Below are 23,279 nucleotides of genomic sequence, written 5' to 3'. Positions count from 1 at the left end.
TCAATCTCCTCTGATCGCAGCGATTTCCCGCTGCCGGTCGGCGACGAGTGCCGTCCATCGGGCTTGGGTCTGCTGCCTGCCGTCCAGCCACTGTGCGGCGGGCAGCCCGGGGGGCGGCGGGTCTCCTGCCATGAGGTGGGCCAGCTCAAGCAGGTAGGCGAACTCCTCGCCCTGCACCGAGGTGCGTAGCCGGTCCCGTGCCTCCGCCAGCAGGGCGGGCGAGCCGAGGACCGCGGCGTGGAAGCAGCCGGCGAGGTGCGCGTAGGCGACGGAGGAGCTGAGCCCGGCTTCCTGGGCCAGGGCGGCTACCTGCTCGGCGCGTTCCGGCAGATCCGGTGCCATGCCCGCATCCCGCACCAGCTCGGCGATCCGCACCTGGATCTCCGCCCAGCGTATGGTTGCCTGTCCCAGCAACTCGTGTGCCCGACTGATCTGTTCCGCGGCCCGTGGCCGGTCCTGGAAGGCAGCGGCAAAGGCCAGGCACGCCTGCGACAGCGCCGCCTCGCCGGGCTGTCCCGTGCTCAAGGCCTCGTCCCGGCCGGCGGCATAGGAGGAGCAGGCCGGTGCGATGGCGCCCTGGCTCCACCACAGGTCGCCCAGAACGCGGTCGCGCCGCCCCTCGGCGCCCAGTGTCTCGGCCGCATCGCGGACCTGCGGGAATCGCCCCACCCGGCGGGCGAGGTGGGCCTGCCCACGGGCGGCCGTCGCGGCCAGGCGGCCCCCGACACCGATGACCTGCTGCATGCCGGCCAGGGAATCCTGGAAGTTGCCCAGGTCCCGGTCACACTCCGCGATGAAATATTGCGGCAGTTCGCGTAGTACCGGAGGTAGTTGGCCGGAGGCGAGGACCGCCCGCAGCGTCTCGGCGGTCAGGCTGCGGTGCCGGCGCTGCCGGTCGGCGATGGCGACCAGCGTCACCGACAGCGCGTGAGCCGGGGTGGTGATCGAGGCCGAGTCGTTCACATCGGTCCCCGCCGCACCGAGGGGCTCCCAGAGGGAGTCCGCCACGTACTGGAAAGCGGCCTCTTCCAGCCAGCCGAGGTCGAGGCGGTACTCGTTCGCCAGCCGCAGCCCTTGGCGGAGAGAGGCCACCAGCCGGGTGCGGTCCCGGTCGGCCTCGCCACCCAGGGCCTGGAACGCGCGTAAGGCTGCCCGCTGCCAGTCGGCGTCGCTCCAGCGGTCCTCGCTGGTGGAGTCCGCCTCCCGGACGCTCTCGCGGATCAGGTCGTGCAGCCGGAATGGCCAGGGGGCGGCCGGGTCGGCGTCGACGAAGGGGCGCTCGACCAGGTCCATCGCGGGCGCATCGTGGTCCAGGCCGGAGGCGGCGGTGGCCAGACTGATCGAGAAGGAGTCGAGCAAGCTCACCGAGCGAAGGGCCCGTCGTGTCTCGGGCGGCAGGTCGCGGAAGGTGCGGACGACCAGGGCGGGGAAGTCGAGGTCGAGTTCGTGCGCCGCGGGTGTGCGTCCGTTGCGGCGGTACAGGTCCAGGAACCGCATCACGGCGAGGTCGAGGTAGAGCGGCAGGCCATAGGAGTTCCGGGTGATCAAGTGGCGCGAACGGTCGTCCAGCAGCGGCTCCCCGCCGATGGTCAGCCGCTCGCGCAGGTAGATCTCGCAGTCCTCGGCGGACAGGTAACCGACCGTGTGCTGCCGGGGTTCCTCGTGGACGCCGCCGACGAGCTGCGGCCAGTACTCCGGGCCCGCCCAGTCCAGCTGCCCCTCGAAGGCCGCGTCGGCCCACTGAAGCCGGTTCCGGCCGGTGATGACGAACAACGCGTTCGGCATCAGCCACACGACGCGCTGGATCAGCTTCTCCAGATCCCGGTGGCCCCGGTGGCCGACATCCTCGAACGTGTCCAGCAGAACGACCGGCGTGACGCGGTGCTCCTCCGGGAGCTGCGACAGATCCCAGGCGAGCAGGTGAGCGAAGTAGCTGAGCGTGTCCTGACTGGGCTCGGCCTCCAGCAGGTCGGCCAGCCGCCGGCAGCCGGCCAGCGCCCGCACGCGGTGGCGCCGATCGCGCAGTGCACCCACCAGCGACCGCAGGCCGAGACCGACCAGCGATCCGGTGGTGCCGGGGAAGGCAATGGCCGCGGCGGCGTCGGCGAGCACCGACTGCATCTGCTGGGACAAGGTGCCGGAGCCGGGCAGCCGGCTGAACCACGTCCGGCGCCGCAGGTATTCGTCCAGCGGCTCGCCCGGGTGTGTGGCGTCCCAGTAGCGCTGGAAAGCGACGTCGAAGGCCGGCATCGCACGGCCCAGCTCCGCCACCGCCAGCCGCAGAGCCAGCATCAACGACTCCAGGTCCGCCCCGGTCTCGCGGGAGAGGTCGATGCGGAGGGGCAGCACGCGGCCCACGCCCGGGTCGAGCGGCGGCCAGTCCTTCCGGCCGGTCGTCTCGTCCGCGAGCCGGTCGGCCACGCCACGGGACAGCGTCGACTTGCCGATGCCGCCGACGCCGTAGAAAACGAGAACGTTGCGGCGTGGGGCCTCCAGATCCTCGACATCGAACCCGGGCGCACGCACCCGTTCGGCATGACGCACCAGGCTCTCCGCGACAGACGCCCACTCGCCCTGCCGGTCGGCGAAGAAGTCGACCGCCTTCAGCACGCGGTCGTTGGACCGGAACAGCGCACGCAGATCAGACCCGGACACCCAGCACCCCATCCCACGAAAACAGACCCGTCCAGCTCAACAGCCTGCCTGATGGAACGTCAAGAAGGCACACGCCGCTGAACAAGCGTGTGACCGCCGCTCGGGTCCCAGCGTTTTGTGCCTGGTCCGTCACGATTCCTCTCGCGAGGGGTGGCGGCGGACGGTGGGGAGAGAGACTGGGAAGACGGCGTCCGAAGCTTGGGGGGGGGCAGGACATGTCGCACAGGGAATTTCCGGCGGTGCCGGGGGCGGAGCCGTCCGCCTGGACGTCGACGCTGCGGCGGGTGCTGGGTGGATGGTTCATAGGGTTTGGCGCTTTCGCTCCATTAACGCTCATTCTGCTCGCGATATTTGACTGGGCCCCGGTGTACTACTTCAGCGCCGAGGAGGCGCAGGTGATCGGCCTCAGCCAGTGCGCCGAAGGCCAAGGGATGGTGACGGGCGGCTCGTCCTGTGTCGTCGACTGGCGGCTGCCGGACGGTACCGAAGGCGAGGGCCGGATCGGTGGTTCGCGGGGCGATCTGTCCATCGGGTCAACTGTCCACGTGGCCGGTGACCATGGCTACGCCTCCCGGGGCTACCTCATCGGTGCCGCGGCCTTCTCCGGCGTCTTAGCTGCTGCCATGGTCCTCTGGGTTTTCGTCATCTCCCCGGTCTTATGCGTCCGCGAGTTCAAGCGCGCCCGCAGGCGCGCCCGCTTCATGCCGTAGGCCCGGGGAGGCGGCGGCGCCTGAGGCGGGGGTCGACTCGGCGGGCGGCCCACAGGACGGTGGTCCGGAGCATTATCAGTGACTCGCCCGACGCGAACTGGAGCCGCCGTGCGCCGCCGCGCATCGCGGCCATGTCCAGCACGGTGAACACCTGGCCGCCCAGCATGATCTGGTCGCCGCGCCGCACAGTCCCGGCGTCGACCTCCACGGACACCAGCACGCCGTTCTCTCCCGGGGTCACCGCCGGTTGCCTTTCACCACGGCGAAAAGCTGCAGCATGCCGCACAGGCTGCGCTTCAGAACGCAGACGTGGTACGTCAGCTCGTCGGGCGTGGCCAGCGGGAGCGCCAGGGCCTCGGCCTCCGCGAGGGTCTGGCGCGCGACGATCACCACCGCCTGTTCGAGTCCGGCCCGTGTCGGCCGCGCCGCGGTGACGCAGTCCTGGCAGAGCCCGGAGTACGGCACCGACGGCAGAATCGCGCCATATTCTCCGGGCGCCGCGCACAGCCGGCAGCACGGCCGGGCCGGAGCGGCCACAGCCTCGACGAGGGGGGTCATCGGATTTTCCTCCTTGAGGTGGGTTGCCCAACTACTTGACGTGTCTCTAGCGTTACGCAGTGGGAAAGCCCCTGGACAGGAGGGGTGGGTCCCGACAGGTTTGATGGGACGGGGAGGCATATGACATTCGAGCCCGGCGAGCTGACGCCGGACCGCTCCGCGCGGCATTTCTACGGAGCGGACCTGCGTAGGCATCGCATGAACGCCGATTTTTCGCTGGCCGCGCTGGCCGGAGAAGTGCCCTGTAGCAAGAGCCAGTTGGCGCGGATCGAGACGGCCGAGTCAATACCGCCTCCAGGCCTGTCCGAAGAGTTTGACCGGGTGTTCGACACGGATGGTCACTTCACCCGGCTCTACGGACTGGTCAGCCGCGAAATCCATCCGGAGCAGTACCGCCGCCACATGGAGATCGAGTCCCGTGCGCGCACTATCCGCGAGTACGCCTGTCTGCTGGTTCCAGGCATGCTCCAGACCCGCGACTATGTCCACGCCCTCTTCCGCGCGCGTTGGCCGAAGGACAGCGAGGAGGATGTACGGCAGAAGGTGGACGCGCGGCTGAGCCGACAGCGCCTGCTCCTCACCAATAATCCGCCCGACCACTCGGTGATCCTGGACGAGGCGGTGCTCCGGCGCGCCATCGGCGGCTCGGCGGTGATGCGCGCCCAACTATCGGCCCTGATCGATTCGGTGAACACTCCGACCACGGTGGTGCAGGTTCTGCCCTTTAATCATGGCGAACACGCCCTGCTCGGGGGCACACTGAGACTGCTGACGCTCAAGGACGGTACGACCTTCGCCTACGAGGAGAGCATCGCCAGTGGGACTCTGATGGAGGACCGGGAGCGCGTGAACGAGAGGCTGGACGCGTACGACCTGCTCCGGTCGCATGCGCTGCCGCCGAGTGAGACCGCAGCATTCATCCGATCAGTAATGGAGGCACTGCCCGAATGAGCACCCCCCCTGCCCTCTCCGCCTTTGAGTGGGTCAAGTCGAGTTACAGCAACCCGGACGGTGGCGCGTGCGTCGAGTGGGCGCCGGGGGTTGCCGCGGTCACTGGAGTCGTGCCTGTCCGTGATTCGAAGGTGACGGATGGCCCGACCCTTGCCGTTTCGCCGGATGCCTGGGAGGCGTTGGTTCGGCATGTTGGACGTTGAGTGGGTCAAGTCGAGTTACAGCAACGGGGGCGGCGGTGGGTGCGTCGAGTGGGCGCCGGGGATCGCTGCGGCCACCGGGGTCGTGCCGGTCCGTGATTCGAAGGTGGTGGATGGGCCGGTGCTGTCCGTTCCGTCCGATGCCTGGGACGCGTTGATCCGGCACGTCGCCGTGTGAGTGCGGGTGGCGGTGGCCTCCGTGGTCGCCGCCACCTGTTCGGAACGTGTTCCGAACAGCGGGAAGGCTGTCCAGTGCCGTGGCCGGGTCCAAGAATGATGCGTGGCTCTCGCCACCATCACTCGGAGGATCTGTGTCAGCACAAAAGTGGGCGTTCGCTCTCGTCTGTCTCGTCGCCATGGCAGGTATCGGGGGCACCACACCCGCGACGGCTGCCGCCGGGACGACCTACTACGTGGACGTCCGCGCGGGGGCGGACGGCAACGACGGGACGCGTGCGGACGCGCCCTGGCGCACGCTGGACAAGGTCAACGACGCGGAGTTCGCGCCCGGCGACACGATCGCCTTCCGCCGTGGCCAGGACTGGAACGGCGCGCTGCGCCTGTCGGACAGCGGCACCGCCGCCGCGCCCATCACCGTGACCGCCTACGGCGACGACCAGGCGGCCCCGCCCGCCATCGGGGACCCGGCGGCCACCGAGTGCGTGCTCATCGAGGGGGCCCACTGGCACCTCACCGGGCTGCGGGCCACCGGCTGTGCCTGGTCCGGGTTCGAAGTAAGGGGAAGTCACAACACCCTGGCCGCCGTGCACGCCGACGGCAACGCCGCCGGGGTCGTCGTCGGCGAAGGGGCCGCGTTCAACACCATCCGGGACAGCACGTTCGCCGACAACGACAAGATGAGCGTCAACACCCCCGGCGGCTCCGACGACTCCGGCGCGTTCGGCATCCTCATCAACGGGGACGACAACACCGTGACGCGCAACGTCATCACCGGGAGCCGGGCCGAAAGCCACGACTACGGCTACGACGGCGCCGCCGTCGAGATCTTCGACGGCGACCGCAACCGCGTCGAGTACACCATCGCGCGCGACAACCTGACCTTCGCGGAACTCGGTCGCGGCCCTGGCGCGACGGCCGACGACAACCTGTTCGCCTACAACCTCGTCACCTCCCGCCACGAGGGCGGGGCGTTCCTGGTGACCAGGGGGGCCGAGGACGTCAACGGCCCGGTGCGCGGCACCACGGCGGTCAACAACTCCGTCAGCCTGCCGGGCCGGGACACGGAGGGCTGGGTCTGCTACGCCGGATGCGCCCCCGACATCCTGACCCTGCGCAACAACATCGTGTCGGTGGGCGGCCAGACCGGCTTCGAGGACGGCGAGGGCGCCGACGAGGACCACGGCATCTACCACGGCCCCCGGGCCCAGTTCGAGCCCGGCCCGCACTCCCGTCACGCCGATCCGCTGTTCGTCAGCGACACCGACCCGCGCCTGCGGCCGGGCAGCCCCGCCATCGGCGCCGGTACCCCCGCCGGTTACACCTGCGACCTCGCCGGCCGTCCGGTCCCCGCCGCCGGGCCGGACGCCGGGGCGTATCAGTACCAGCCCTGACGACCGGCCAGGCGCACGAGGATCAGCTCGTGCGGTAGGCGTCGATGACGGTCACGGTGGACGTGGTGCCGTCCGTGCCGGACACGGAGCCGCGCAGCGACACCGTTCCGCCGGCCGGCGGGTTCTCCACCGTGAACGCGCCGTCCGCGACGGGCGCGTCCTGCCAGGTCGTTCCGCCGTCGAACGAGACCTCGGCCGACACGTCACCGTCGGCCGGGCCCTGGACGGCGACCGGAACGGTCAGGGCCGCGCCGCCCGGTGCGGTGCCGTCCGGCGCCACCTCGGGCGTGAACCGCACGACCGACAGCGGGAGCCGTTCCGCCCCCTCCTCCGACACGTGCGCGGAGTCGAAGCCGAACGACACGCTCACCTCACTGCTCAGCGGTCCCGCCCGGCCGGCCGTCATGGACAGCTCGTACCGGCCGCTCTCCGCGGGCAGCCCCGCCATCTCGAAGTACCCGGCGTCCTCGAACCGGGCGATCTCCTCGCCGTCGAGGGTGAGCGTCGTCAGGCCCGAGGTGAGGACGGACTCGCCCGTACTGCCCGCGGCGTCGGTGAACAGGCCCACCGAGCCCCACAGCACATCACCCCGCCGGTAGAACCCGTCCCAGTAGCCCAGGCCCGGGCCGAAGACCGGCACGTTGATGGCGGCCTGGGTGTGCTCGCCCGCTCGGTACGTGCGGGGCTCGCTGTTGTAGTACTCGTACCCGTTGGGGCTGCCGTCCAGCGAGAGGCTGAACGACCACGGGACGTCGCCGCCGGTGATGTAGACGTCCGTCGTCGCGGGCAGGGGGCGCGAAACGGAGTTCGAACCGTAAGCCTCGGCGTTGAGCCACAGCGATCCGCTGGTGCCCTCGGTCACCGCGTTCTGCGTCAGTTCGACGCGGGCGAGGTCGGACTCCGCCACCCGTTCGGTCAGGCCGGTGAACCCGGTGCCCTCGCGGCGGAACGCGGAGTGGTACTCGGTGTCATCGCCGCTGTGCCAGCTCTGGTACGCGGCGGCGACCAGGGCGTCCGCGGGCAGGTCGGGGCCGATGTGCCGGGTGCGGATCAGCGGGCGGTCGATGTCGCTGCCGATCTCCATGACGGTCGGCGTCCTGACGTTGAACGCCTGACCGCCCGGTTCCGCGCCCTCGTCGAAGACGGTCAGGTCGATCGGCTCCGCCTCCCGGTTGTCCAACTCGACCGTCGTGTCCGCGCCGACATCCGGCAGGGCCACGGTGTGGCGGACCCGCTCGATCACCTCCTCGCCGTCCGGCGACCACTTGGCCTGTCCGACGACGAGCGCGTAGGTGCCGGGGGTGGCCATGACCTCCGCGGGGGAGTTGCCGCCCTCGCCGAGCCAGTAGACGTCGCCCGTGTCCAGGTTTTCGGCGAACGCCGACCACACGTCGACGGGGTTGCCGTCGTCGCCGGTGATCTCCACGGCCAGCCGGTAGACCTCTTCCGCGCGTTCCACCGCGCCCGCGGTGCGGATCTCGGTGCCCGCGCCGGTGCCCGCGCCCGTGGCCGCGCCCGTGGCCGTGACGGTCAGCGAGAAGTGGCCGGTGGCCTCGCCGCCGACGCGCGTGTCGGCCGTGACCGGCACGGTGGCGGTGCCGCCCGCGGGAACGGTGACCTCGTCCGCGCCGAGCGTGAACATGCCCTCGGGTGCGGAGGTCGAGAGCGTCAGGCCGAGCGTGACGTCCTGCTCGCCGACGTTGCGGTAGGTCAGGTCGCGGACGGCCGGCTCGTCGTCCTCGTGCGGCCAGGCGGCGGTGCCGAAGTCCAGCGACACCGGTTCGGCGACGACGGTCTGCTCGATGGCGCGGGCCACGTCAAGGCGGCCGGTGCCCTGCTGCATCTCGGTCGCGGCGTCGTCGGCCGGGTCGGTGGCCGAGCCGACCAGCGCGGCCTTCAGCCGTTCACCGTCCCAGTCCGGGTGCGCCTGCGCCAGCAGCGCCGCCGCGCCCGCGACATGCGGCGTGGCCATGGACGTTCCGGAGATCGCCACGTAGCCGTCGGCGACCGGCTCGCCCTCCTCCGCCACCGCGCTGCCCTCGGCGGCTGCCGCGCCGATGCCGACGCCGGGGGCCGTCAGGTCCGGCTTGACCAGCCCGCCGCCGCCCGCGACCGGGCCGGCCGAGGAGAACTCGGCGAGCGCGTCGGCGTCGTCGACCGCGCCGACCGCGAGGGCGGCCTCGGCGGTGGCCGGGCTCGACACCGTGCCGGGCTGGTTCCCGCTGTTGCCCGCGGCGACGACGAACAGGGTGCTGGTCTCGGCCGACAGCCGGTTGACGGCCTCCTCCAGCAGGTCGACCCCGGGGGCGTCCGCACCGCCGAGACTCAGGTTGACGACGTCGGCGTCCTGTTCGACGGCCCACTCCATGCCCGCGAGGATGCCCGATTCCAGGCCGAAACCGTCGTCGTCGAGGACCTTCGCGTTCAGCAGCTCGGCGCCGGGCGCCACGCCGGTGAAGGCGCCGCCGGAGTGTGCGCCCGTTCCGGCGGCGATGGACGCCACGTGCGTGCCGTGGCCCTGGCGGTCCGCGAGGTCGGCGGCCGCCGAGAAGTTCTCCTCGGCGACGACCTTGCCGCCCGCCAGGTCCGGGTGCGAGGTGTCGATGCCGGTGTCCAGGATCGCGATGCGGGTGCCCGTTCCGTCGAACCCGGCCTCCCAGGCCGCGGGGGCGCCCACCTGCGGAACGCTCGTGTCCAGCAGGGCCTGCCGGACGGCGTCCAGCGCGATACCCGCCACCCCGTCGTTCTCGTCGTTCTCGTCGTTCCCGTCGTTCCCGGCGGCCCGCGGGTTCGTGAGGGAGGCCCAGGTCTCGGCGGCGGTCGTCTCGTCCAGGACCCGCGCCCGGCCGTCGACGGCGGTCAGGTCGGCGCGGGCCTCGGCCGCGGCGGCGGCGTTCTCGTAGGTGACGATGACCGGCAGCCCGCCGTCCGCCAGGCGGTCGTACTCCGGCCGGTTCAGCTCTGTGACGTCGAACAACTGCCGTTCGACGACGCCGCTTTCGACCAGGTTCCGCGCGTCGTCCGGCACGACGAACAGGTGGTCGCCGTCCCGGTGCGCCGTCGCGCCGATGCCCTCCCGGCCCTCCGCAGGAAGGAACCGCGCGAAATCGCCGTTCGCGTCGAGGCGGACCCGGTCCCCGGTGACCAGCAGCACCGTGTCCCCGGTGCCGCCCGCCGCGCCGGTGGTGGCGGTGGTGCCGGTGCCGGTGCCGGTGCCGGTGGCCGCGGCGGGCGGCGCTCCGAGCGCCACCCCCGCCAGTACCACGGTTAAGGCCGCGGCGGCCCCGGCCGGTATTCGTTTGTGAAGCGTCATCCAAACTCCCCTGCGCGTACGGACGTTGAAGAGCCCACCACGGAGGGGATGAGGGGACAAGTGCGCGGTTGAACGGGTGGGTGCCGCCGGTCGGGTGGCTTCACGGGGTGGCGGGATGATCCCGTCCGTCTCGTAGGTTGGGGGGAGCGCAAATTCTTCTACAGCGTGGAGATGGGTGACATGCCACTCAACGGCGAGTACGAGCCGAGCACGGTTCAGCTGATCCGGGACCAGGTCGAGCAGTACGAGAGCTCCGGCGGCACCGAGGGCACGACGCTGCGCAATATGGTCGGTCCGGACGACGAGAAGCGGCGGGACATGCCCGTCGTCATCCTGACGACCCTGGGCGCGAAGAGCGGCAAGATCCGCAAGTCCCCGCTCATGCGGGTGGAGCACGACGGGGCCTACGCCGTGGTCGCCTCCCTGGGCGGCGCCCCCAAGCACCCGGTCTGGTACCACAACGTGGTGGCCGACCCGCGGGTCGAGCTCCAGGACGGCCCCGTGCGCCAGGACATGGTGGCGCGCGAGGTGACCGGGGAGGAGAAGGCCGTGTGGTGGGACCGGGCCGTCGAGGCGTTCCCGGACTACGCCGACTACCAGGAGAAGACGGACCGCGAGATCCCGGTCTTCGTGCTGGAGCCGGCGGCCGAGCCGCACTGACGCCCGGCGCGGGGGAACTGGTGGCCGCGGCGCCCGGCGCCGCGGCCACCGGTGCGTCCGCCGCCAACGGACGGGCTGAACTGGACAGATCAGCCGCGGCTGGGTAGACAATCACACGAGCTTCTGGTGCGGCGCATGATCCGGTCGTCCGGTCGTGAGGCCGCCGCGTTCGGCGGGGGCCGCCTCGTCCCGGCCCGGGGACCCCAGCACGAAAGGCCGCAATGACCCTTGCCGACGTCATCCGGTCAGTGCCGAGTCAGGAAGGTTCCGCAGCCGTGGAGGCAGAAGCATCCGGTCCTCCGACCTGGGTCGCCGTGCTCCTGATCGCCGCCATGCTCGCCCTGTTCGTCGTGCTGCCGCTCGTTTTTCTTTACCGGCAGCGCCGCGCACGGGCCACGGCACAGGCCCCCACCGTCACCGCGCCGCAGCCGCAGCCGCAGCCGCCGCCGCCGCCGTACGCCCGGCCGCACGCGTCGTCGGCGCGGACCGCGACCGTGCCGGACGCGGGGGCCGTCACCTTGCCGGCGGGCCGGTTCACGCTGCTGGAAGAGCTCGGCCGCGGCGGCATGGGCGTGGTCTGGCGGGCGAAGGACAACGTGCTGGGCCGCCACGTGGCGATCAAACAGCTCCTCCCGCCCACCACGCTGTCCTCCGACGCGCGCGGACACCTGCGGGCCCGCATGCTCCGCGAGGCCAGGGCCGCCGCGCAGATCGACCACGGGAACGCCGTGACCGTTCATGACGTGCTCGTGGACCAGGACTCGGTCCTCATCGTGATGGAGCTGGTCAAGGCCGCGACGCTGGACAGCACGGTGCAAAGCGGCGGCCCGCTGCCGCCCGCACGCGTCGCCGCCATCGGCCTCGGCATGCTCGACGTGCTGACGGAGGCGCATCGGCTCGGAGTCGTTCACCGCGACGTCAAGCCCGCGAACGTCCTCGTCCGGCCCGATGGTTCGATCAAGCTCGCCGACTTCGGCATCGCCCGCTTCGAGGGCGACCCGACGCTCACCGAAGCGGGCGCCATCATCGGCACCCCTGCCTCCATGGCCCCCGAACAAATCCGCGGTCTGGAAAGCACCCCCGCCACCGACCTGTGGGGCCTGGGCATCACGCTCTTCTACGCCGTCGAAGGACAGCCCGCCTTCGCCGGGCCGAGCCCGACCGCGGCCATGGCCGCGGTCCTCACCGACCCGCCCCGCACCCCGCGGCGCGCGGGCTCCGCCCTGGAACCGCTGCTCGTCGGCCTGCTCGCGAAGGAACCGAAGGACAGGCCGACGGCGGCCCGGGTGCGGGCCGAACTCGCCGACCTCACGCGAAACCCCTGACCCCGGCCCCGCCGGGCGCCCCGGTGCGCCGGGGATGTGAGAGGGTCCGACCGAACGGACCGGGCATACCGGGTGAACGAGGCGGGCGCGTGTGGTGGAGCTGAGGCAGCTGCGGTACTTCCTCGCCGTGGCGGAGGAGCTGAGCGTGACGGCGGCGGCCCGCCGGTTCCACATGGCGCAGCCCGCCCTCAGCCAGGCCATCACCAAGCTCGAACGGCAGCTCGGCGCCGCTCTGTTCGACCGCGCGGGCGGGCGGCTGCGCCTGACGGCCGCCGGGCGGCTGCTGATGCCGGAGGCGCGCGCCCTGCTGGAGCGCGCGCGGGAGATCACCGACCTGGTGCCGCACGCGCAGAGCCCGGAACGCACGGTCCTGCGGATCGGCTCGATCGCCTCGGCCGTCTCCGGGCTGCTGCCGCGCGTGCTGCCCGCGTTCCTCGCCCGGCACCCGTGGGTGCTGCCGCGCGTGTACGAGATGGGGCAGCGCAGGCAGGTCGAGGCGGTGCGGGCCGGGGACATCGACATCGGCGTCTGCCGCCTGCCGCGCGTGACGGACGACGGCGCGGCGGTGCGGGTGCTGCCGCTGGGCGACGAGCGGCTGTGCTGCGCCGTTCCCGAGGGGCACCCGCCGGCCGCCGGGCCCGTTCCGCTGCGGACGCTCGCGGACCGGGACCTGATCGGTTTCCCGCGGTCGCTCGCGCCGGTGGCCTACGACACGATCGTGGCGGTGTGCATGCGGGCCGGTTTCTCGCCGCGCTTCAGCCAGGAGGCGCACAACGACCAGGCCATTCTTGGCCTGGTCGCCTGCGGTCTCGGTCTCGCCCTGGTCCCGGACATGACGACGCGGGTCGCGGTCCGCGGCGTGTCCTACCTGCCGCTCGCCGAACCGTACGCGGTCACCCCGCTGTCGGTGATCGTCCACGCGGCCAGCCCGCCGGAACCGGCCCTCCTGCTGCGCGACGCCCTCCACGCCGTCCGCCCGTCCCGTTGAGGCCGGGCCGGGCCTGATGGTCAGGCCGCGGGGGCGGGGAAGCGGGTGGCGGACATGGAGGTCAGGTCGAGGTCCGTGCCGCCGTGGAGGGCGAGTTCCGCGGCGATCCGGCCGAAGGCCGGGGCCATCTTGAAGCCGTGGCCGGAGAAGCCCGCCAGCACCAGCGCGCGGTCGGTGCCCGGGAGGCGGTCGACCACCGCGGTCCTGTCGGGGGTGTAGCCCTCCATGTACACCGCGTACCGCAGCGGGTCGGGGTGCAGCCCCGGGAGGAAGCGGCGGACGGCCTCGCCGACGGGGCGCAGCCGCCGTTCGTCCAGGTCCCGCGTGTACGCCTCGGCGTCGGGCAGGTCGCCGAACACGTCGGCGAACCCGGTCTTGACGGACATCCCGTCCAGCACCGGCACGCCGAAGAGGTGCACGCCCTCGGTGTCGCGGATGAACGCGGGGAAGCGGTCCTCGGCGTAGTCCGCCGGGTCGCCGGCCGGGGCGAACCAGGTCAGGACCAGCGGCCGGACGGTCAGGTGCGGGGCGAGGTCCGGGAGCAGCTGCTCGCTCCACGGGCCCGCGGTGAAGATGACGGTGCGGGCGGTGTACTCGGTGCCGCCCGCCGTGATCCGCACCCGGTCGTCCTCGTACCGCACGGCCGTCACGCGGGTGCGCGGCAGCAGCCTCGCGCCGTGTTCGCGCGCCTGTGCGCAGGCGGCGAGGACGGCCGGCTCGGGGCGCAGGACGCCGCCGCCGCTGTCGAGGATGCCGATTTCGCCGTCGTGGACGAGGTGCTGCGGGTAGCGGGCCGCCAGCTGCTCCGGGTCCAGGACCTCGTGGTCGAGGCCGTGTTCGTCGACGGAGGCGAGGACGTTGCGCATCTGCGGCAGTTCCGGCCGCCCGATCGACAGGCAGCCGGTGGGGTGGAACAGCCGCTGCCCGGACAGTTCCGACAGGTCCTGCCACAGCTCGCGGGCCCGGCGCAGCAGCGGAACGTACGCGGCGCCCTCGTGGTAGGCCATGCGGAACAGCCGGGACTCGCCGGCCGAGGCGCCCCGGTCGTGCCCCAGGCCGTACTGTTCGAAGCCGATGACGGACGCGCCCGCGCGGGCGAGCTGCCAGGCGGTCATGGAGCCCATGGCGCCCAGGCCGATGACTGCGAAGTCGGCATCCATGCGTGAAGGTCCTTTCGGATCGGTCCTGATCAGGAATGTTCGGGCGAGGGCCGCCGGGTGCCGCGGGCCAGGAGCAGCGCGAGGGCGGTGAGGAGCAGGCCGAGCGCCGTATAGCTGCCGGCCAGGGCCCAGACGGCGCCCGCCGCGATGATGGTGGGCGTGAGGGTGACGGTCAGCGTCTCCAGCGGCGCGAGCGGCAGGTAGGCGAGGCCGAACTCGTCGAGCGTGCCGGTCTTCAGCTTCGGGTCGCTCATGCGGAGCAGGGCCACGCCGGTGGACACCGAGCCGGTCGCCCAGCCCCAGGTGAACAGCGCCTTCTCGAACCAGCCCGCGTCGAACACGCGGGGCGCGACGACGAGGAACAGCACGAGACAGACCGCCAGTCCCAGCGCGAACAGCAGGAGCAGCGGCGTCAGGTAGTCGGCGACGAAACTCGGCACGATGGAGGCGATACCGCACACGATGAGCACGTCCGTGGCCGATCCGGACACGCTTTTGATCGTCTGCGGGTCCACATAGCCCCAGGCCGGGGTACGGCCGACCAGCAGGCGCAGCAGCAGGCCGACGAGGAACGCGACGGCGAACACCGGCACCGCGAAGTCGGGCCACAGGTCGCCGATCCACTCCGACAGCCCGTAGGCCGCCGCCGAGACCGCGGCCACCAGCGAGACCTGGAGGGCCAGCGGCTCGATCGACACCGCGGAGGTGGTGGCCGTGCCGGTGGAGGTGCGGTCGTTCTTCTCCCGGATCAGGCCGGAGCGCAGCTCGTCCGGCAGGTCGCGGAACGGGCCGATGCCGCCCGCGTGTCCGCGGCGCGCGCCCCAGTTGGTGATGATGATGCCGCCGACGATCCCGACCAGCATGCCGACGGTCGCGGCGGTGAAGCCGAGGGACGTCGCCTCCTGCCAGCCGTCCTCCTCGAACGCCGTGCCCAGCGCGGCGGCGGTGCCGAAGCCGCCCGCCCAGCCGGCGAACAGCAGCGTGCCGAACGCGTCGGGGGTGTCCCACACCGGGCCGAGGAGAAGCAGCGCGAAAGCCACGCCGATGCCGACCTGCACGGTATACATGCCGATCGAATAGAGCGAGAAATTGCCGGTCGACCGGCCGAATCCACTGAAGCCCGATTCATTGGAGAGCGCGAGACAGGCGAATACGACCACGATGAGAACGGACGCGTACGTGCCCAACTGGTCGGAGAACGGCAGTACATCGAGCACTTCAGGGCCGAGCAGCAGCCCGAGAAAGCCCGCGATGACGCTGGATGGAAGCATCAGCCGCTGCACGATCCCCAGGTGGGCGCGGGCCAGCGCCCCCACGACGAGCAGGGCCGCGATGAGCCCCGCGTCACTCAGAAGTGACCAGGGGGTGTATTCCATCCGAACGCCTCCTCAATCGCAGTCAACGCCGGTTTTCTATCACCGGCGAACAACCTGCGAACAGAGGCAAAGCCATACGAAGAAGAGATGGAGCCATACACGTCGGATATGGCTCGGAAATCGACCCCGAACGGAAGAATAATGCCGCCCACGGCCGGCCCGCACCGTACCCCCGCACCCCCACCGCCCGCGTCCCCGGCGCCCTGCGCCTACGCTCGTGGGCGTTCGGCCGGGGGCGGGTCCGTCCCCGGCGTCACCGAGAAAGGAACCACGCGCCCATGCCAGTCTTCGCGGTCACCTACACCTACGTCGACGACGCCGCTGCCCTCGACCGGCACCGCCCCGTGCACCGCGACTACCTGCGCGGCCTCGTCGAGCGCGGCGTCAACCTGTCCTCGGGACCGTGGGGCGCGGACGAGCGGCCCGGCGCCCTGCTCCTCATCCGCGCGGACACCAAGGACGCGGCCCTCGCGTGCACAGAACAGGACCCGTTCCGCGTGGCGGGGCTGGTCGCCGAGGTCACCGCGACCGAATGGCGCCCGGTGATGGGCCGCCTCGCCGAGGACGCCGACTGAGCCGAGGACGCCGGGCTGACCCCCTCTGACGTGCTGTTTTGTGCATGGTTTTTTTAGGGGGCCCTAAGGGGTACCTGCGCATGCGGCGGCTTCCCTAGCGTGGCGCCATGGCGTATCAGCTCTTCACCTCCGAGTCGGTCACCGAGGGCCACCCGGACAAGATGGCGGACCAGATCAGCGACACGATCCTCGACGCGCTGCTCGCCGCTGACCCCGCCTCCCGGGTCGCCGTGGAGACCCTGATCACCACCGGACTCGTCCACGTCGCGGGCGAGGTCACCACCAGGGGATACGCCGACATACCCACCCTCGTGCGCCAGTGCGTCCTCGGCATCGGCTACGACTCCTCCGCCAAGGGCTTCGACGGCGCCTCCTGCGGCGTCGAGGTGTCCATCGGCGCGCAGTCCCCGGACATCGCACAGGGCGTCGACACCGCCTACGAGAACCGGGTCGAGGGCGACGAGGACGAGCTGGACCGGCAGGGCGCCGGCGACCAGGGCCTGATGTTCGGCTACGCGTGCGACGAGACGCCCGAGCTGATGCCGCTGCCCATCCACCTCGCGCACCGGCTCTCCCGCCGCCTGTCCGAGGTGCGCAAGGACAGCACGATCCCCTACCTGCGCCCCGACGGGAAGACGCAGGTCACCATCCAGTACGACGGGCCCAAGGCCGTGCGCCTCGACACCGTCGTCGTCTCCAGCCAGCACGCGAGCGACATCGACCTCACCACGCGCCTCGCCCCCGACGTGCGGCGGTACGTCGTCGACGAGGTGCTGTCCGGCCTGGAGCGCGACGGCGTGAAGCTGGAGACGGACGGGTACCGGCTGCTGGTCAACCCGACCGGGCGGTTCGAGATCGGCGGGCCGATGGGCGACGCGGGGCTCACCGGCCGGAAGATCATCATCGACACCTACGGGGGCATGGCGCGGCACGGCGGCGGGGCGTTCTCCGGCAAGGACCCCTCGAAGGTGGACCGTTCCGCCGCGTACGCGATGCGCTGGGTCGCCAAGAACGTGGTGGCCGCCGGGCTCGCCGCCCGCTGCGAGGTGCAGGTCGCCTACGCCATCGGCAAGGCCGAGCCGGTCGGCCTCTTCGTGGAGACCTTCGGCACCGCCACCGTCCCGGCCGACCGCATCGAGCGGGCCATCTCGCAGGTCTTCGACCTGCGCCCGGCCGCCATCATCCGCGACCTGGACCTGCTGCGCCCCATCTACGCACAGACCGCGGCCTACGGCCACTTCGGCCGCGAACTGCCCGACCTCACCTGGGAACGCACCGACCGCGTCGACGCCCTGCGCACCGCCGCGGGCGTCTGACCACAACGGGGGGAACACCGCCATGAGCACCGTCCGGGACGTCCTGGCCGCGCCGGGCCGCTGCTACTCCTTCGAGTTCTTCCCGCCGAAGACCGATGCGGGCGAACACACCCTGTGGCGGACCATCCGCCGCGTCGAGGCACTGGCCCCCGCGTTCGTGTCCGTCACCTACGGCGCGGGCGGCAGCTCCCGCAGCAGGACCGTCTCCGTCCTGCACCGCATCATCGGCGAGACGACGCTGCGCACCGTAGGACACCTGACCGCCGTCGGCCACTCCGTCGCCCAACTCCGCAACATCATCGGTCAGTTCGCCGATGCCGGCATCCGCGACATCCTCGCGCTGCGCGGCGACCCGCCCGGCGACCCGCGCGCCACCTGGGTGCCGCACCCGCAGGGCTTCACGCACGCCCACGAACTGGTGCGGCTCGTGCGCGCCTCCGGCGACTTCGGCGTCGGCGTCGCCGCGTTCCCCGAACGGCACCCGCGCTCCCCGGACTGGGACAGCGACATCGCGCACTTCGTCGCCAAGTGCCGCGCCGGCGCCGACTTCGCCGTCACCCAGATGTTCTTCCACCCCGAGCACTACCTCCGGCTGCGCGACCGGGTCGCCGCGGCGGGCTGCGACACCCCGATCATCCCGGCCATCATGCCCGCCACCCACGCCCGCCAGATCCGCACGTTCGCCGAGCTGAGCAACGCCTCGTTCCCCGCCGAACTCGCCCGGCGGCTCGCCGAGGCGGGCGACGACGCGGACGCAGCACACCGCATCGGCGTCGACCACGCCACCGAACTGGCGCAGCGGCTCCTCGACGAGGGCGCCCCCGGGCTGCACTACCTCACCCTCAACAAGTCGGCGGCGACCGTCGAGATTCACCGCAACCTGCTCGGCGCCGGCACCCTGGCCGCGCCCGCCGGGTAATCGGGAACGGCCGGTCGCCCCGACGGCGTCACCCAGGCTGACAGCGCCGTCAGCACCCGCGGTCCCGTACCGTCAGCGTCGGCACCACCGGCAGCAACACCGGTCAACAGCAGAAGGATTCGCTTTTCATGACTTCAGTATCCAGCACCCAGGAGACGTGGCTGCGCCGCTTCCAGAAGGCGACGCCCGGCGCGCTGACGCTCGTCTGCCTGCCGCACGCCGGCGGCTCGGCGCCGTACTTCCTGCCCCTCGCCCGCGCGCTGGCGCCCGCCGTCGACGTCGTCTCCGTCCAGTACCCCGGCCGCCAGGACCGCCGCAGGGAGCCGGCGCCGGAGAGCCTCGACATCCTCGCCGACCAGCTCTTCGACGTGCTGGACGCCAAACCCGGCACGCCGCTGGTCCTGTTCGGGCACAGCATGGGCGCCATCCTCGCCTACGAGGTGGCGCGCCGCATGGAACGCGAGGCCGACGACGTGCCGCTTGGCGTCATCGTCTCCGGCCGGCGCTCGCCCTCCCGGCACCGCGACGAGTCCGTGCACCGGCGCGACGACAAGGGAATCATCGCGGAAATGCAGGAGCTGAGCGGCACCGACCCCGGCATTTTCGCCGACGAAGAACTCATGCAGCTCGTCCTGCCCACGCTGCGCGCCGACTACCGCGCCGTCGAAACGTACCGGCACCGGTCGGGCACCCCGCTGCGCGCCCCGGTCAGCGTGCTCACCGGCGCAAGTGACCCGCGGGTCACGGAAGAAGAGGCACGTGCCTGGGAAGAAGTGACCACCGGTGCGTTCTCGCTGCGGATCTTTCCCGGCGGGCACTTCTACCTCAACAGCAAGCAGCAGGAAGTGACCGCGGCCATCAAGGAAAGCATCGCCGCATTCAAGTCCGCCGCCGGGTGAAGGACCGAGCCATCCGGAGCCATCCGGAGCCAGGGCCCCCTACCGGAGAGGGAAACAGGGTTAAGGGTGGTTAAGGGTGTGACCCGGGCCACTGCCTCGGTAGCGTGACAAGTGAATCGACCGATTGATGCAATTGATGCATCTTTCGCACTTTCGAATGGCGGAGGATCTGCTTCATGAGCGAGCTTTCCGGCACGTCGAGCACCATCGAGGCCGTTCTCCAGGGCGGCCCGGCCACCCTGCCGCCCGAGCGCCGCTCGGTGCGGATCACCGGCACCCAGCACGTCGTCAAGGTCCAGCACTACGGCGGCTACGAACACTTCGTCCGCAGCGACCGCGGTGACCGCGGCGACCAGACCCGCGGCAGCGGGGCCGCCGTGCCCATCGTCTTCCGCTGGGTCGGCCGCACCCGCATCGCCGAATAGCGCAACGGCCCGCCACCGGCGGGCCGTTGTCCGTTTCCGCCTGTCTGTTTCCCCTGTTCGTTCCCGCCTGTTCGTTCCGCCGCGCGTGCTGCCGGCCGCTAACGCGCCAGCGCCCGGTCGACCAGCACCCCGGCCGCGCCCGTGTAGTCCGCCGGATCGCACAGCCGCGCCAACTCCTCCGCGCCGAACTCCCCGGCCAGCTCCGGCACCTGCGCCAGCACCTCGTGCAGCGGGCGCCCCTCCGCGGCGGCCCGCTCCGTCGCCCCGGTCAGCAGCCGCTTCGCCGCGGCCTTCCCCACCCGGGGCGCCAACTCGGCCGCCAGCCGCTCCGACACCAGCGCACTGCCGGTCAGCGCCACGTTCTCCCGCATCCGGCCCGGCCGCACCTCAAGACCCGCCGCCAGCTCGACGGCCGTGTGCGCGGCGCCGCCCGCCAGCCGCAGGCACTCCCGCAGCAGCTCCCACTCCGCGTGCCACGCGCCGCCGGACCGTTCGTCCTCCGTGACCAGGCACTGCGTCAGCCCCGCCGCGAGCACCGGCACCTGGAGCGCCGCGGTGCGCAGCAGCGTCGCCAGCACCGGGTTCCGCTTCTGCGGCATCGCCGAGGACGCCCCGCGGCCCGCCACCGAAGGCTCCGCGACCTCCCCGACCTCCGTGCGCGTCAGCGACTGCACATCTGCCGCGATCTTGCCCAGCGCCCCCGCGGTGAACGCCAGCACCGCCGCCAGATCCGCCATCGGCGTGCGCAGCGTGTGCCACGGCAGCGCGGGCCGCGCGAGGCCGGTCTCCGCGGCGAACGCCTCGAACAGCGCCGCCACGTACGCCTCGTCGCCCGCCCCCGGATGCGCCGCGAACCAGCCGTCGATCCGCGCGTACGCGAGATAGCCGGACAGGGTGCCCGCCGCGCCGCCCAGCGAGATCGGCAGCCCCTCGTCGAGCACCCGCCCCAGCCGCGCGTCCGCGTCGAGCAGCAACTGCCGCCAGCCCGCGGCCTTCAGCCCGAACGTCGTCGGCACGGCGTGCATCGTCAGCGTCCGCCCCGCGATCAGCGTGTCGCGGTGCGCCTGGGCCAGCTCCGCGAACGACGCCGCGGCGCGCGCCAGATCGGCACGGATGATCCGCAGCGTCCGCGCCGCCACCAGCATCGCGCCCGTGTCCAGTACGTCCTGGCTCGTCGAGCCGCGGTGCACGTACTCGGCCGCCGCCCGGTCCTCGGCCGCGACCACGCGGCTGAGCGCCGCGACCAGGCCGACGACCGGGTTCGCCGTCTCCCGCGCGCCCGTCGCGATCGCCCGCACGTCGAGCAGCTCGGCGCGGGCCAGCCGCGTGATGGTCGCGGCGGCGTCCGCCGGCACCAGACCGAGACCGGCCTGCGCCCGCGTCAGCGCCGCCTCCGCGTCCAGCATGGCCTGGAGCCACGCCGCATCGCGGGTCGCGGCCTCCGCGGGAGTCCCGGCCCGCACCGGGGACAGCAGCCCCGTATCGGCCGGGGACGCCGCCTCGCTCATACGATCACTCCGGTGAGGTCCGTGTCGGTGGACTGCTGACGCACCGAACTCGGCACGTGGGCCACCGGCGGCAGCGCCAGCATCGCCCGCGCTATCGCGTCCGAGTCGCCGACCGTCACCGAGTCCACACCCGGCCTGATCCCCGCCGCCGTCACCCAGTGCACCGACTCCGTCGGCACCCCGAAGGCGAACCGCCGCGGATGCGACCGGCCGCGCGCGTCCAGCAGATGATACGGGCGCTCGGTGACCGCGAGCCCGCCCGTCTCGTACGTCGTCCCGCACGCGCCGGGAATCCGGTAGGGACCGGCCTGTTCCGTCGCCAGCAGGTGCCGCAGCAGCGGATCGTCCGTGCGGCGCAGGTCCGGCTCCTGGAGCCTGGCCTCGATCAGCGCCCTGCTACGGATCGGCGGCCCGAACACCAGCGCCGACTCCGCGACGAACGACGGGTCCGCCGTGTCGAACCTGATCTCCGTGCCGGGACCCGTCAGTTCCAGCACGCCCGCCTCGATCAGCGCGATCATCTCCGCGATCCGCGACGCGGGCGGCCCGATGGACAGGAACGCGTTCAGCGGCGTGTACCAGCCCTCCAGATCGTCCCGGTGCGAATTCCCCTCAAGACCGCCGTGATCCACGGCCAGCCGGATCTCGTTCCGCAGGTCGCGCAGCACGTCGAGCGCCGCCTTCAGCGGCCCCGTCACGTTCCCCGCCCGCGCCTCGCTCAGGTCGTTCCGCAGGTGGTCGAGCAGCCAGCCGCGGAACTCCTCGCGGTCCGCGAACCGCTCCAGGTGCGCCGGGCGCGCGATCCGCTCCCAGTCCCACCGGTCCGCCGCCGCGATCGCGAACGCGTCAAGCACCGCCGAGGCGTCCTCGTCCGCGGGCACGGCGAGGAACCGTTCCGCGAACGCCGCCCGCTCCGCGCCCCGGCCCCGCGCGGCGAGCAGCGCCTCGTAGTAGACGCTCTCCACCTCCCGGCAGATCAGCGGCCACAGGTCCGTCGAGAAGTGCACCCGCTCGCCGTCAGCACCGCGCTCCCGCAGCGCCGCCACCTGCTCCTGCGTCAGCAGCCGCGGGAAGTAGCGCCCGAACGGGCCCTTCTCGTTCTCCCCGCGCGCATGATGCGGAACGCCGCGCCGCGAACTCGCGTACAGCACCGGCTCCTGCCCCGACGGCCGGTACACCAGCCGCCCATCCACCGAGTCGAACGAGCCGCCGCGGCCGACGGTGAGCAGCGCCATGTAGTCGAAGAAGTTGAGCCCGAGACCCCGCAGCAGCACCGGTTCACCCGGCCGGATCGCGCTCAGGTCCACGTCCGCCGGGTTCGACGGCGTCACATACGTCAGGTAGTGGATGCGGGCCAGCGTCGCGGTGCGCTCCTGCCGCGGCGTCAGCCGGCTCGGCACGTGGCCCTGCGCCAGCACGATGGCGTCCAGGTTGTTCAGCCGTGTCCCCGAGGCCAGCCGCACGCCCTGCGGCCCGCCGGTCACGCCGTGCGTGTCGGCCATCGCGACCACCCGCGACTCGTGCACCCGCACCGTCACGTGCTCCGGCGCGCCGGACACGATGCGGCGGTAGCAGTCGTTGAGGTAGTGGCCGTAGAACGCCCGCGTCGGATACGAGTCGGGGCCCAGGGACTTCGCCTCGTCGAGGGTTTCCCCGTCGTACGGGTCGTGGTCCTCCAGCGGCCCGAGCAGCGCCACTTGCTTCGCCCACTCGTACAGGCTCGGCCCCGACTCGATCGGCCCCTCGATCCGGTTGCTTTCGTCGGAATAGATCGTCACCTGCGACGCCACGGTGTTCATCAGCAGATGCCGCGACTGCTCCGACCGCCACACCTGCCCGGCGCCGGGCGGCCACGGGTCGACGAGGTGCACGAGCAACTCGGAGCAGGAGGGGGCGGCCCGCTCGTTCGCGCACAGCCGCTCCAGCACGGACAATCCACGTGGGCCCGCGCCGACGATGCAGACCTCGACGTTGCTGCTGCTCATGCGGATACTCCATTCCGGTTCCCATAATTGCCGGCCGCGTGAATAGTCGCGGCCCCCGGGGGAACCGGTCAACGCGGGCACCGGGTGTCCGTCAAGTCGCCCCGCACCCGGGACGGCCCCATGGCACTCACCTGAGCCGGCAGAGCCGTGCCCCCTAACCGGCCCCTAAAGTCCGCCCCGGAACT

Annotated in this window: 21 protein-coding genes; 13 read left to right on the top strand and 8 right to left on the bottom strand. The window is 71.9% G+C overall.

The genetic code is table 11. From position 1 onward, the window contains the following. Positions 1-2,655, bottom strand: a complete 2,655-nt coding sequence (locus tag RM779_RS02420) for an ATP/GTP-binding protein (protein WP_311615246.1) — start codon at positions 2,653-2,655, stop codon at positions 1-3. Positions 2,656-2,870: 215 nt separating this feature from the next. Between RM779_RS02420 and RM779_RS02415 the strand changes: the two genes are divergently transcribed. Further along, positions 2,871-3,365 carry a hypothetical protein gene (locus RM779_RS02415; RefSeq protein ID WP_311615244.1) on the top strand — a complete coding sequence of 165 codons (495 nt, stop codon included), beginning with the start codon at positions 2,871-2,873 and terminating at the stop codon, positions 3,363-3,365. Here RM779_RS02415 and RM779_RS02410 read toward each other — a convergent pair. Next, entirely contained in the window at positions 3,355-3,606 is a 252-nt protein-coding gene (locus tag RM779_RS02410) for a hypothetical protein (protein ID WP_311615242.1), read from the bottom strand. The genes RM779_RS02415 and RM779_RS02410 overlap by 11 nt on opposite strands. After that, positions 3,603-3,923, bottom strand: coding sequence for a hypothetical protein (locus RM779_RS02405; RefSeq protein ID WP_311615240.1), 321 nt, complete (start codon positions 3,921-3,923; stop codon positions 3,603-3,605). Before RM779_RS02405 ends, RM779_RS02410 begins: the two co-directional genes overlap by 4 nt. 120 nt (positions 3,924-4,043) lie before the next feature. On the opposite strand from RM779_RS02405, the gene RM779_RS02400 reads away from it, so the two are divergent. The 4 genes from RM779_RS02400 (at position 4,044) to RM779_RS02385 (ending at position 6,645) form a co-directional block, all read left to right on the top strand. Beyond that, positions 4,044-4,874 carry a helix-turn-helix domain-containing protein gene (locus RM779_RS02400; RefSeq protein WP_311615238.1) on the top strand — a complete coding sequence of 277 codons (831 nt, stop codon included), beginning with the start codon at positions 4,044-4,046 and terminating at the stop codon, positions 4,872-4,874. Beyond that, on the top strand, positions 4,871-5,077 hold the full coding sequence (locus RM779_RS02395) for a DUF397 domain-containing protein (RefSeq protein WP_311615237.1): 207 nt from the start codon (positions 4,871-4,873) through the stop codon (positions 5,075-5,077). Before RM779_RS02400 ends, RM779_RS02395 begins: the two co-directional genes overlap by 4 nt. After that, positions 5,064-5,252 carry a DUF397 domain-containing protein gene (locus RM779_RS02390; RefSeq protein ID WP_311615235.1) on the top strand — a complete coding sequence of 63 codons (189 nt, stop codon included), beginning with the start codon at positions 5,064-5,066 and terminating at the stop codon, positions 5,250-5,252. Before RM779_RS02395 ends, RM779_RS02390 begins: the two co-directional genes overlap by 14 nt. A 178-nt stretch (positions 5,253-5,430) precedes the next feature. After that, the gene (locus RM779_RS02385) at positions 5,431-6,645 is read left to right on the top strand and encodes a right-handed parallel beta-helix repeat-containing protein (protein WP_311615233.1); all 1,215 of its coding nucleotides are present in this window, start codon (positions 5,431-5,433) and stop codon (positions 6,643-6,645) included. 22 nt (positions 6,646-6,667) lie between these two features. Here RM779_RS02385 and RM779_RS02380 read toward each other — a convergent pair whose 3' ends face one another. Further along, the gene (locus RM779_RS02380; RefSeq protein ID WP_311615231.1) at positions 6,668-9,958 is read right to left on the bottom strand and encodes a S8 family peptidase; all 3,291 of its coding nucleotides are present in this window, start codon (positions 9,956-9,958) and stop codon (positions 6,668-6,670) included. 180 nt (positions 9,959-10,138) lie between these two features. Between RM779_RS02380 and RM779_RS02375 the strand changes: the two genes are divergently transcribed. The 3 genes from RM779_RS02375 to RM779_RS02365 all read left to right on the top strand — a co-directional run bounded on the left by RM779_RS02375 (position 10,139) and on the right by RM779_RS02365 (position 12,931). Next, on the top strand, positions 10,139-10,618 hold the full coding sequence (locus tag RM779_RS02375; protein WP_311615470.1) for a nitroreductase family deazaflavin-dependent oxidoreductase: 480 nt from the start codon (positions 10,139-10,141) through the stop codon (positions 10,616-10,618). A gap of 275 nt (positions 10,619-10,893) precedes the next feature. After that, a complete protein-coding gene (locus tag RM779_RS02370) occupies positions 10,894-11,943 on the top strand; it encodes a serine/threonine-protein kinase (RefSeq protein ID WP_311615229.1) in 1,050 nt (349 codons plus the stop codon). A gap of 91 nt (positions 11,944-12,034) precedes the next feature. Beyond that, positions 12,035-12,931: a LysR family transcriptional regulator gene (locus RM779_RS02365; RefSeq protein WP_311615227.1), complete on the top strand. Its 897-nt coding sequence runs from the start codon at positions 12,035-12,037 to the stop codon at positions 12,929-12,931. Positions 12,932-12,951: 20 nt separating this feature from the next. Here the strand turns inward: RM779_RS02365 and solA are convergent, their stop codons facing one another. Together solA and RM779_RS02355 are read right to left on the bottom strand one after the other, a co-directional pair. Beyond that, positions 12,952-14,091 (bottom strand): N-methyl-L-tryptophan oxidase, encoded by a 1,140-nt coding sequence (gene solA, locus RM779_RS02360; protein WP_311615223.1) that lies wholly within the window; start codon positions 14,089-14,091, stop codon positions 12,952-12,954. 29 nt (positions 14,092-14,120) lie between these two features. Further along, a complete protein-coding gene (locus RM779_RS02355; RefSeq protein WP_311615220.1) occupies positions 14,121-15,467 on the bottom strand; it encodes a sodium/glutamate symporter in 1,347 nt (448 codons plus the stop codon). Positions 15,468-15,745: 278 nt separating this feature from the next. Here RM779_RS02355 and RM779_RS02350 point away from each other — a divergent pair, with 278 nt between their 5' ends. The 5 genes from RM779_RS02350 to RM779_RS02330 all read left to right on the top strand — a co-directional run bounded on the left by RM779_RS02350 (position 15,746) and on the right by RM779_RS02330 (position 19,601). Then, positions 15,746-16,042: a YciI family protein gene (locus RM779_RS02350; protein WP_311615217.1), complete on the top strand. Its 297-nt coding sequence runs from the start codon at positions 15,746-15,748 to the stop codon at positions 16,040-16,042. 107 nt (positions 16,043-16,149) lie between these two features. Then, a complete protein-coding gene (gene metK / locus RM779_RS02345) occupies positions 16,150-17,358 on the top strand; it encodes a methionine adenosyltransferase (RefSeq protein ID WP_311615215.1) in 1,209 nt (402 codons plus the stop codon). A gap of 22 nt (positions 17,359-17,380) precedes the next feature. Next, complete coding sequence (gene metF / locus RM779_RS02340; RefSeq protein WP_311615213.1) at positions 17,381-18,277, top strand: methylenetetrahydrofolate reductase [NAD(P)H]; 897 nt, start codon at positions 17,381-17,383, stop codon at positions 18,275-18,277. A 128-nt stretch (positions 18,278-18,405) separates the two neighbouring features. Beyond that, entirely contained in the window at positions 18,406-19,176 is a 771-nt protein-coding gene (locus RM779_RS02335) for a thioesterase II family protein (RefSeq protein WP_311615211.1), read from the top strand. Between the two features lie 176 nt (positions 19,177-19,352). Further along, positions 19,353-19,601: a DUF5988 family protein gene (locus tag RM779_RS02330; RefSeq protein ID WP_311615210.1), complete on the top strand. Its 249-nt coding sequence runs from the start codon at positions 19,353-19,355 to the stop codon at positions 19,599-19,601. 98 nt (positions 19,602-19,699) lie between these two features. Here RM779_RS02330 and RM779_RS02325 read toward each other — a convergent pair whose 3' ends face one another. Both RM779_RS02325 and RM779_RS02320 read right to left on the bottom strand, forming a co-directional pair. Further along, positions 19,700-21,109: a class-II fumarase/aspartase family protein gene (locus RM779_RS02325; protein ID WP_311615207.1), complete on the bottom strand. Its 1,410-nt coding sequence runs from the start codon at positions 21,107-21,109 to the stop codon at positions 19,700-19,702. After that, entirely contained in the window at positions 21,106-23,094 is a 1,989-nt protein-coding gene (locus RM779_RS02320) for an FAD/NAD(P)-binding protein (protein ID WP_311615205.1), read from the bottom strand. The genes RM779_RS02325 and RM779_RS02320 overlap by 4 nt, the downstream gene beginning before the upstream one ends. Between the last annotated feature and the right edge of the window lie 185 nt (positions 23,095-23,279).

It is taken from the genome of Streptomyces johnsoniae (assembly GCF_031845565.1).
In the GTDB taxonomy this organism is placed as follows: Bacteria; Actinomycetota; Actinomycetes; order Streptomycetales; family Streptomycetaceae; genus Streptomyces; species Streptomyces johnsoniae.
Note: the sequence above shows the minus strand (reverse complement) of the source record. Positions and strands in the feature narration are given on the sequence as shown.

Bases quoted from the DNA above. Each gene is read 5' to 3' on its own strand.
- RM779_RS02415 (WP_311615244.1), top strand. From the start codon at position 2,871: ATGTCGCACAGGGAATTTCCGGCGGTGCCGGGGGCGGAGCCGTCCGCC.
- RM779_RS02405 (WP_311615240.1), bottom strand. From the start codon at position 3,923: ATGACCCCCCTCGTCGAGGCTGTGGCCGCTCCGGCCCGGCCGTGCTGC.
- RM779_RS02400 (WP_311615238.1), top strand. From the start codon at position 4,044: ATGACATTCGAGCCCGGCGAGCTGACGCCGGACCGCTCCGCGCGGCAT.
- RM779_RS02395 (WP_311615237.1), top strand. From the start codon at position 4,871: ATGAGCACCCCCCCTGCCCTCTCCGCCTTTGAGTGGGTCAAGTCGAGT.
- RM779_RS02390 (WP_311615235.1), top strand. From the start codon at position 5,064: ATGTTGGACGTTGAGTGGGTCAAGTCGAGTTACAGCAACGGGGGCGGC.
- RM779_RS02385 (WP_311615233.1), top strand. From the start codon at position 5,431: ATGGCAGGTATCGGGGGCACCACACCCGCGACGGCTGCCGCCGGGACG.
- RM779_RS02380 (WP_311615231.1), bottom strand. From the start codon at position 9,958: ATGACGCTTCACAAACGAATACCGGCCGGGGCCGCCGCGGCCTTAACC.
- RM779_RS02375 (WP_311615470.1), top strand. From the start codon at position 10,139: ATGCCACTCAACGGCGAGTACGAGCCGAGCACGGTTCAGCTGATCCGG.
- solA (WP_311615223.1), bottom strand. From the start codon at position 14,091: ATGGATGCCGACTTCGCAGTCATCGGCCTGGGCGCCATGGGCTCCATG.
- RM779_RS02355 (WP_311615220.1), bottom strand. From the start codon at position 15,467: ATGGAATACACCCCCTGGTCACTTCTGAGTGACGCGGGGCTCATCGCG.
- RM779_RS02350 (WP_311615217.1), top strand. From the start codon at position 15,746: ATGCCAGTCTTCGCGGTCACCTACACCTACGTCGACGACGCCGCTGCC.
- metK (WP_311615215.1), top strand. From the start codon at position 16,150: ATGGCGTATCAGCTCTTCACCTCCGAGTCGGTCACCGAGGGCCACCCG.
- metF (WP_311615213.1), top strand. From the start codon at position 17,381: ATGAGCACCGTCCGGGACGTCCTGGCCGCGCCGGGCCGCTGCTACTCC.
- RM779_RS02335 (WP_311615211.1), top strand. From the start codon at position 18,406: ATGACTTCAGTATCCAGCACCCAGGAGACGTGGCTGCGCCGCTTCCAG.
- RM779_RS02330 (WP_311615210.1), top strand. From the start codon at position 19,353: ATGAGCGAGCTTTCCGGCACGTCGAGCACCATCGAGGCCGTTCTCCAG.
- RM779_RS02325 (WP_311615207.1), bottom strand. From the start codon at position 21,109: ATGAGCGAGGCGGCGTCCCCGGCCGATACGGGGCTGCTGTCCCCGGTG.
- RM779_RS02320 (WP_311615205.1), bottom strand. From the start codon at position 23,094: ATGAGCAGCAGCAACGTCGAGGTCTGCATCGTCGGCGCGGGCCCACGT.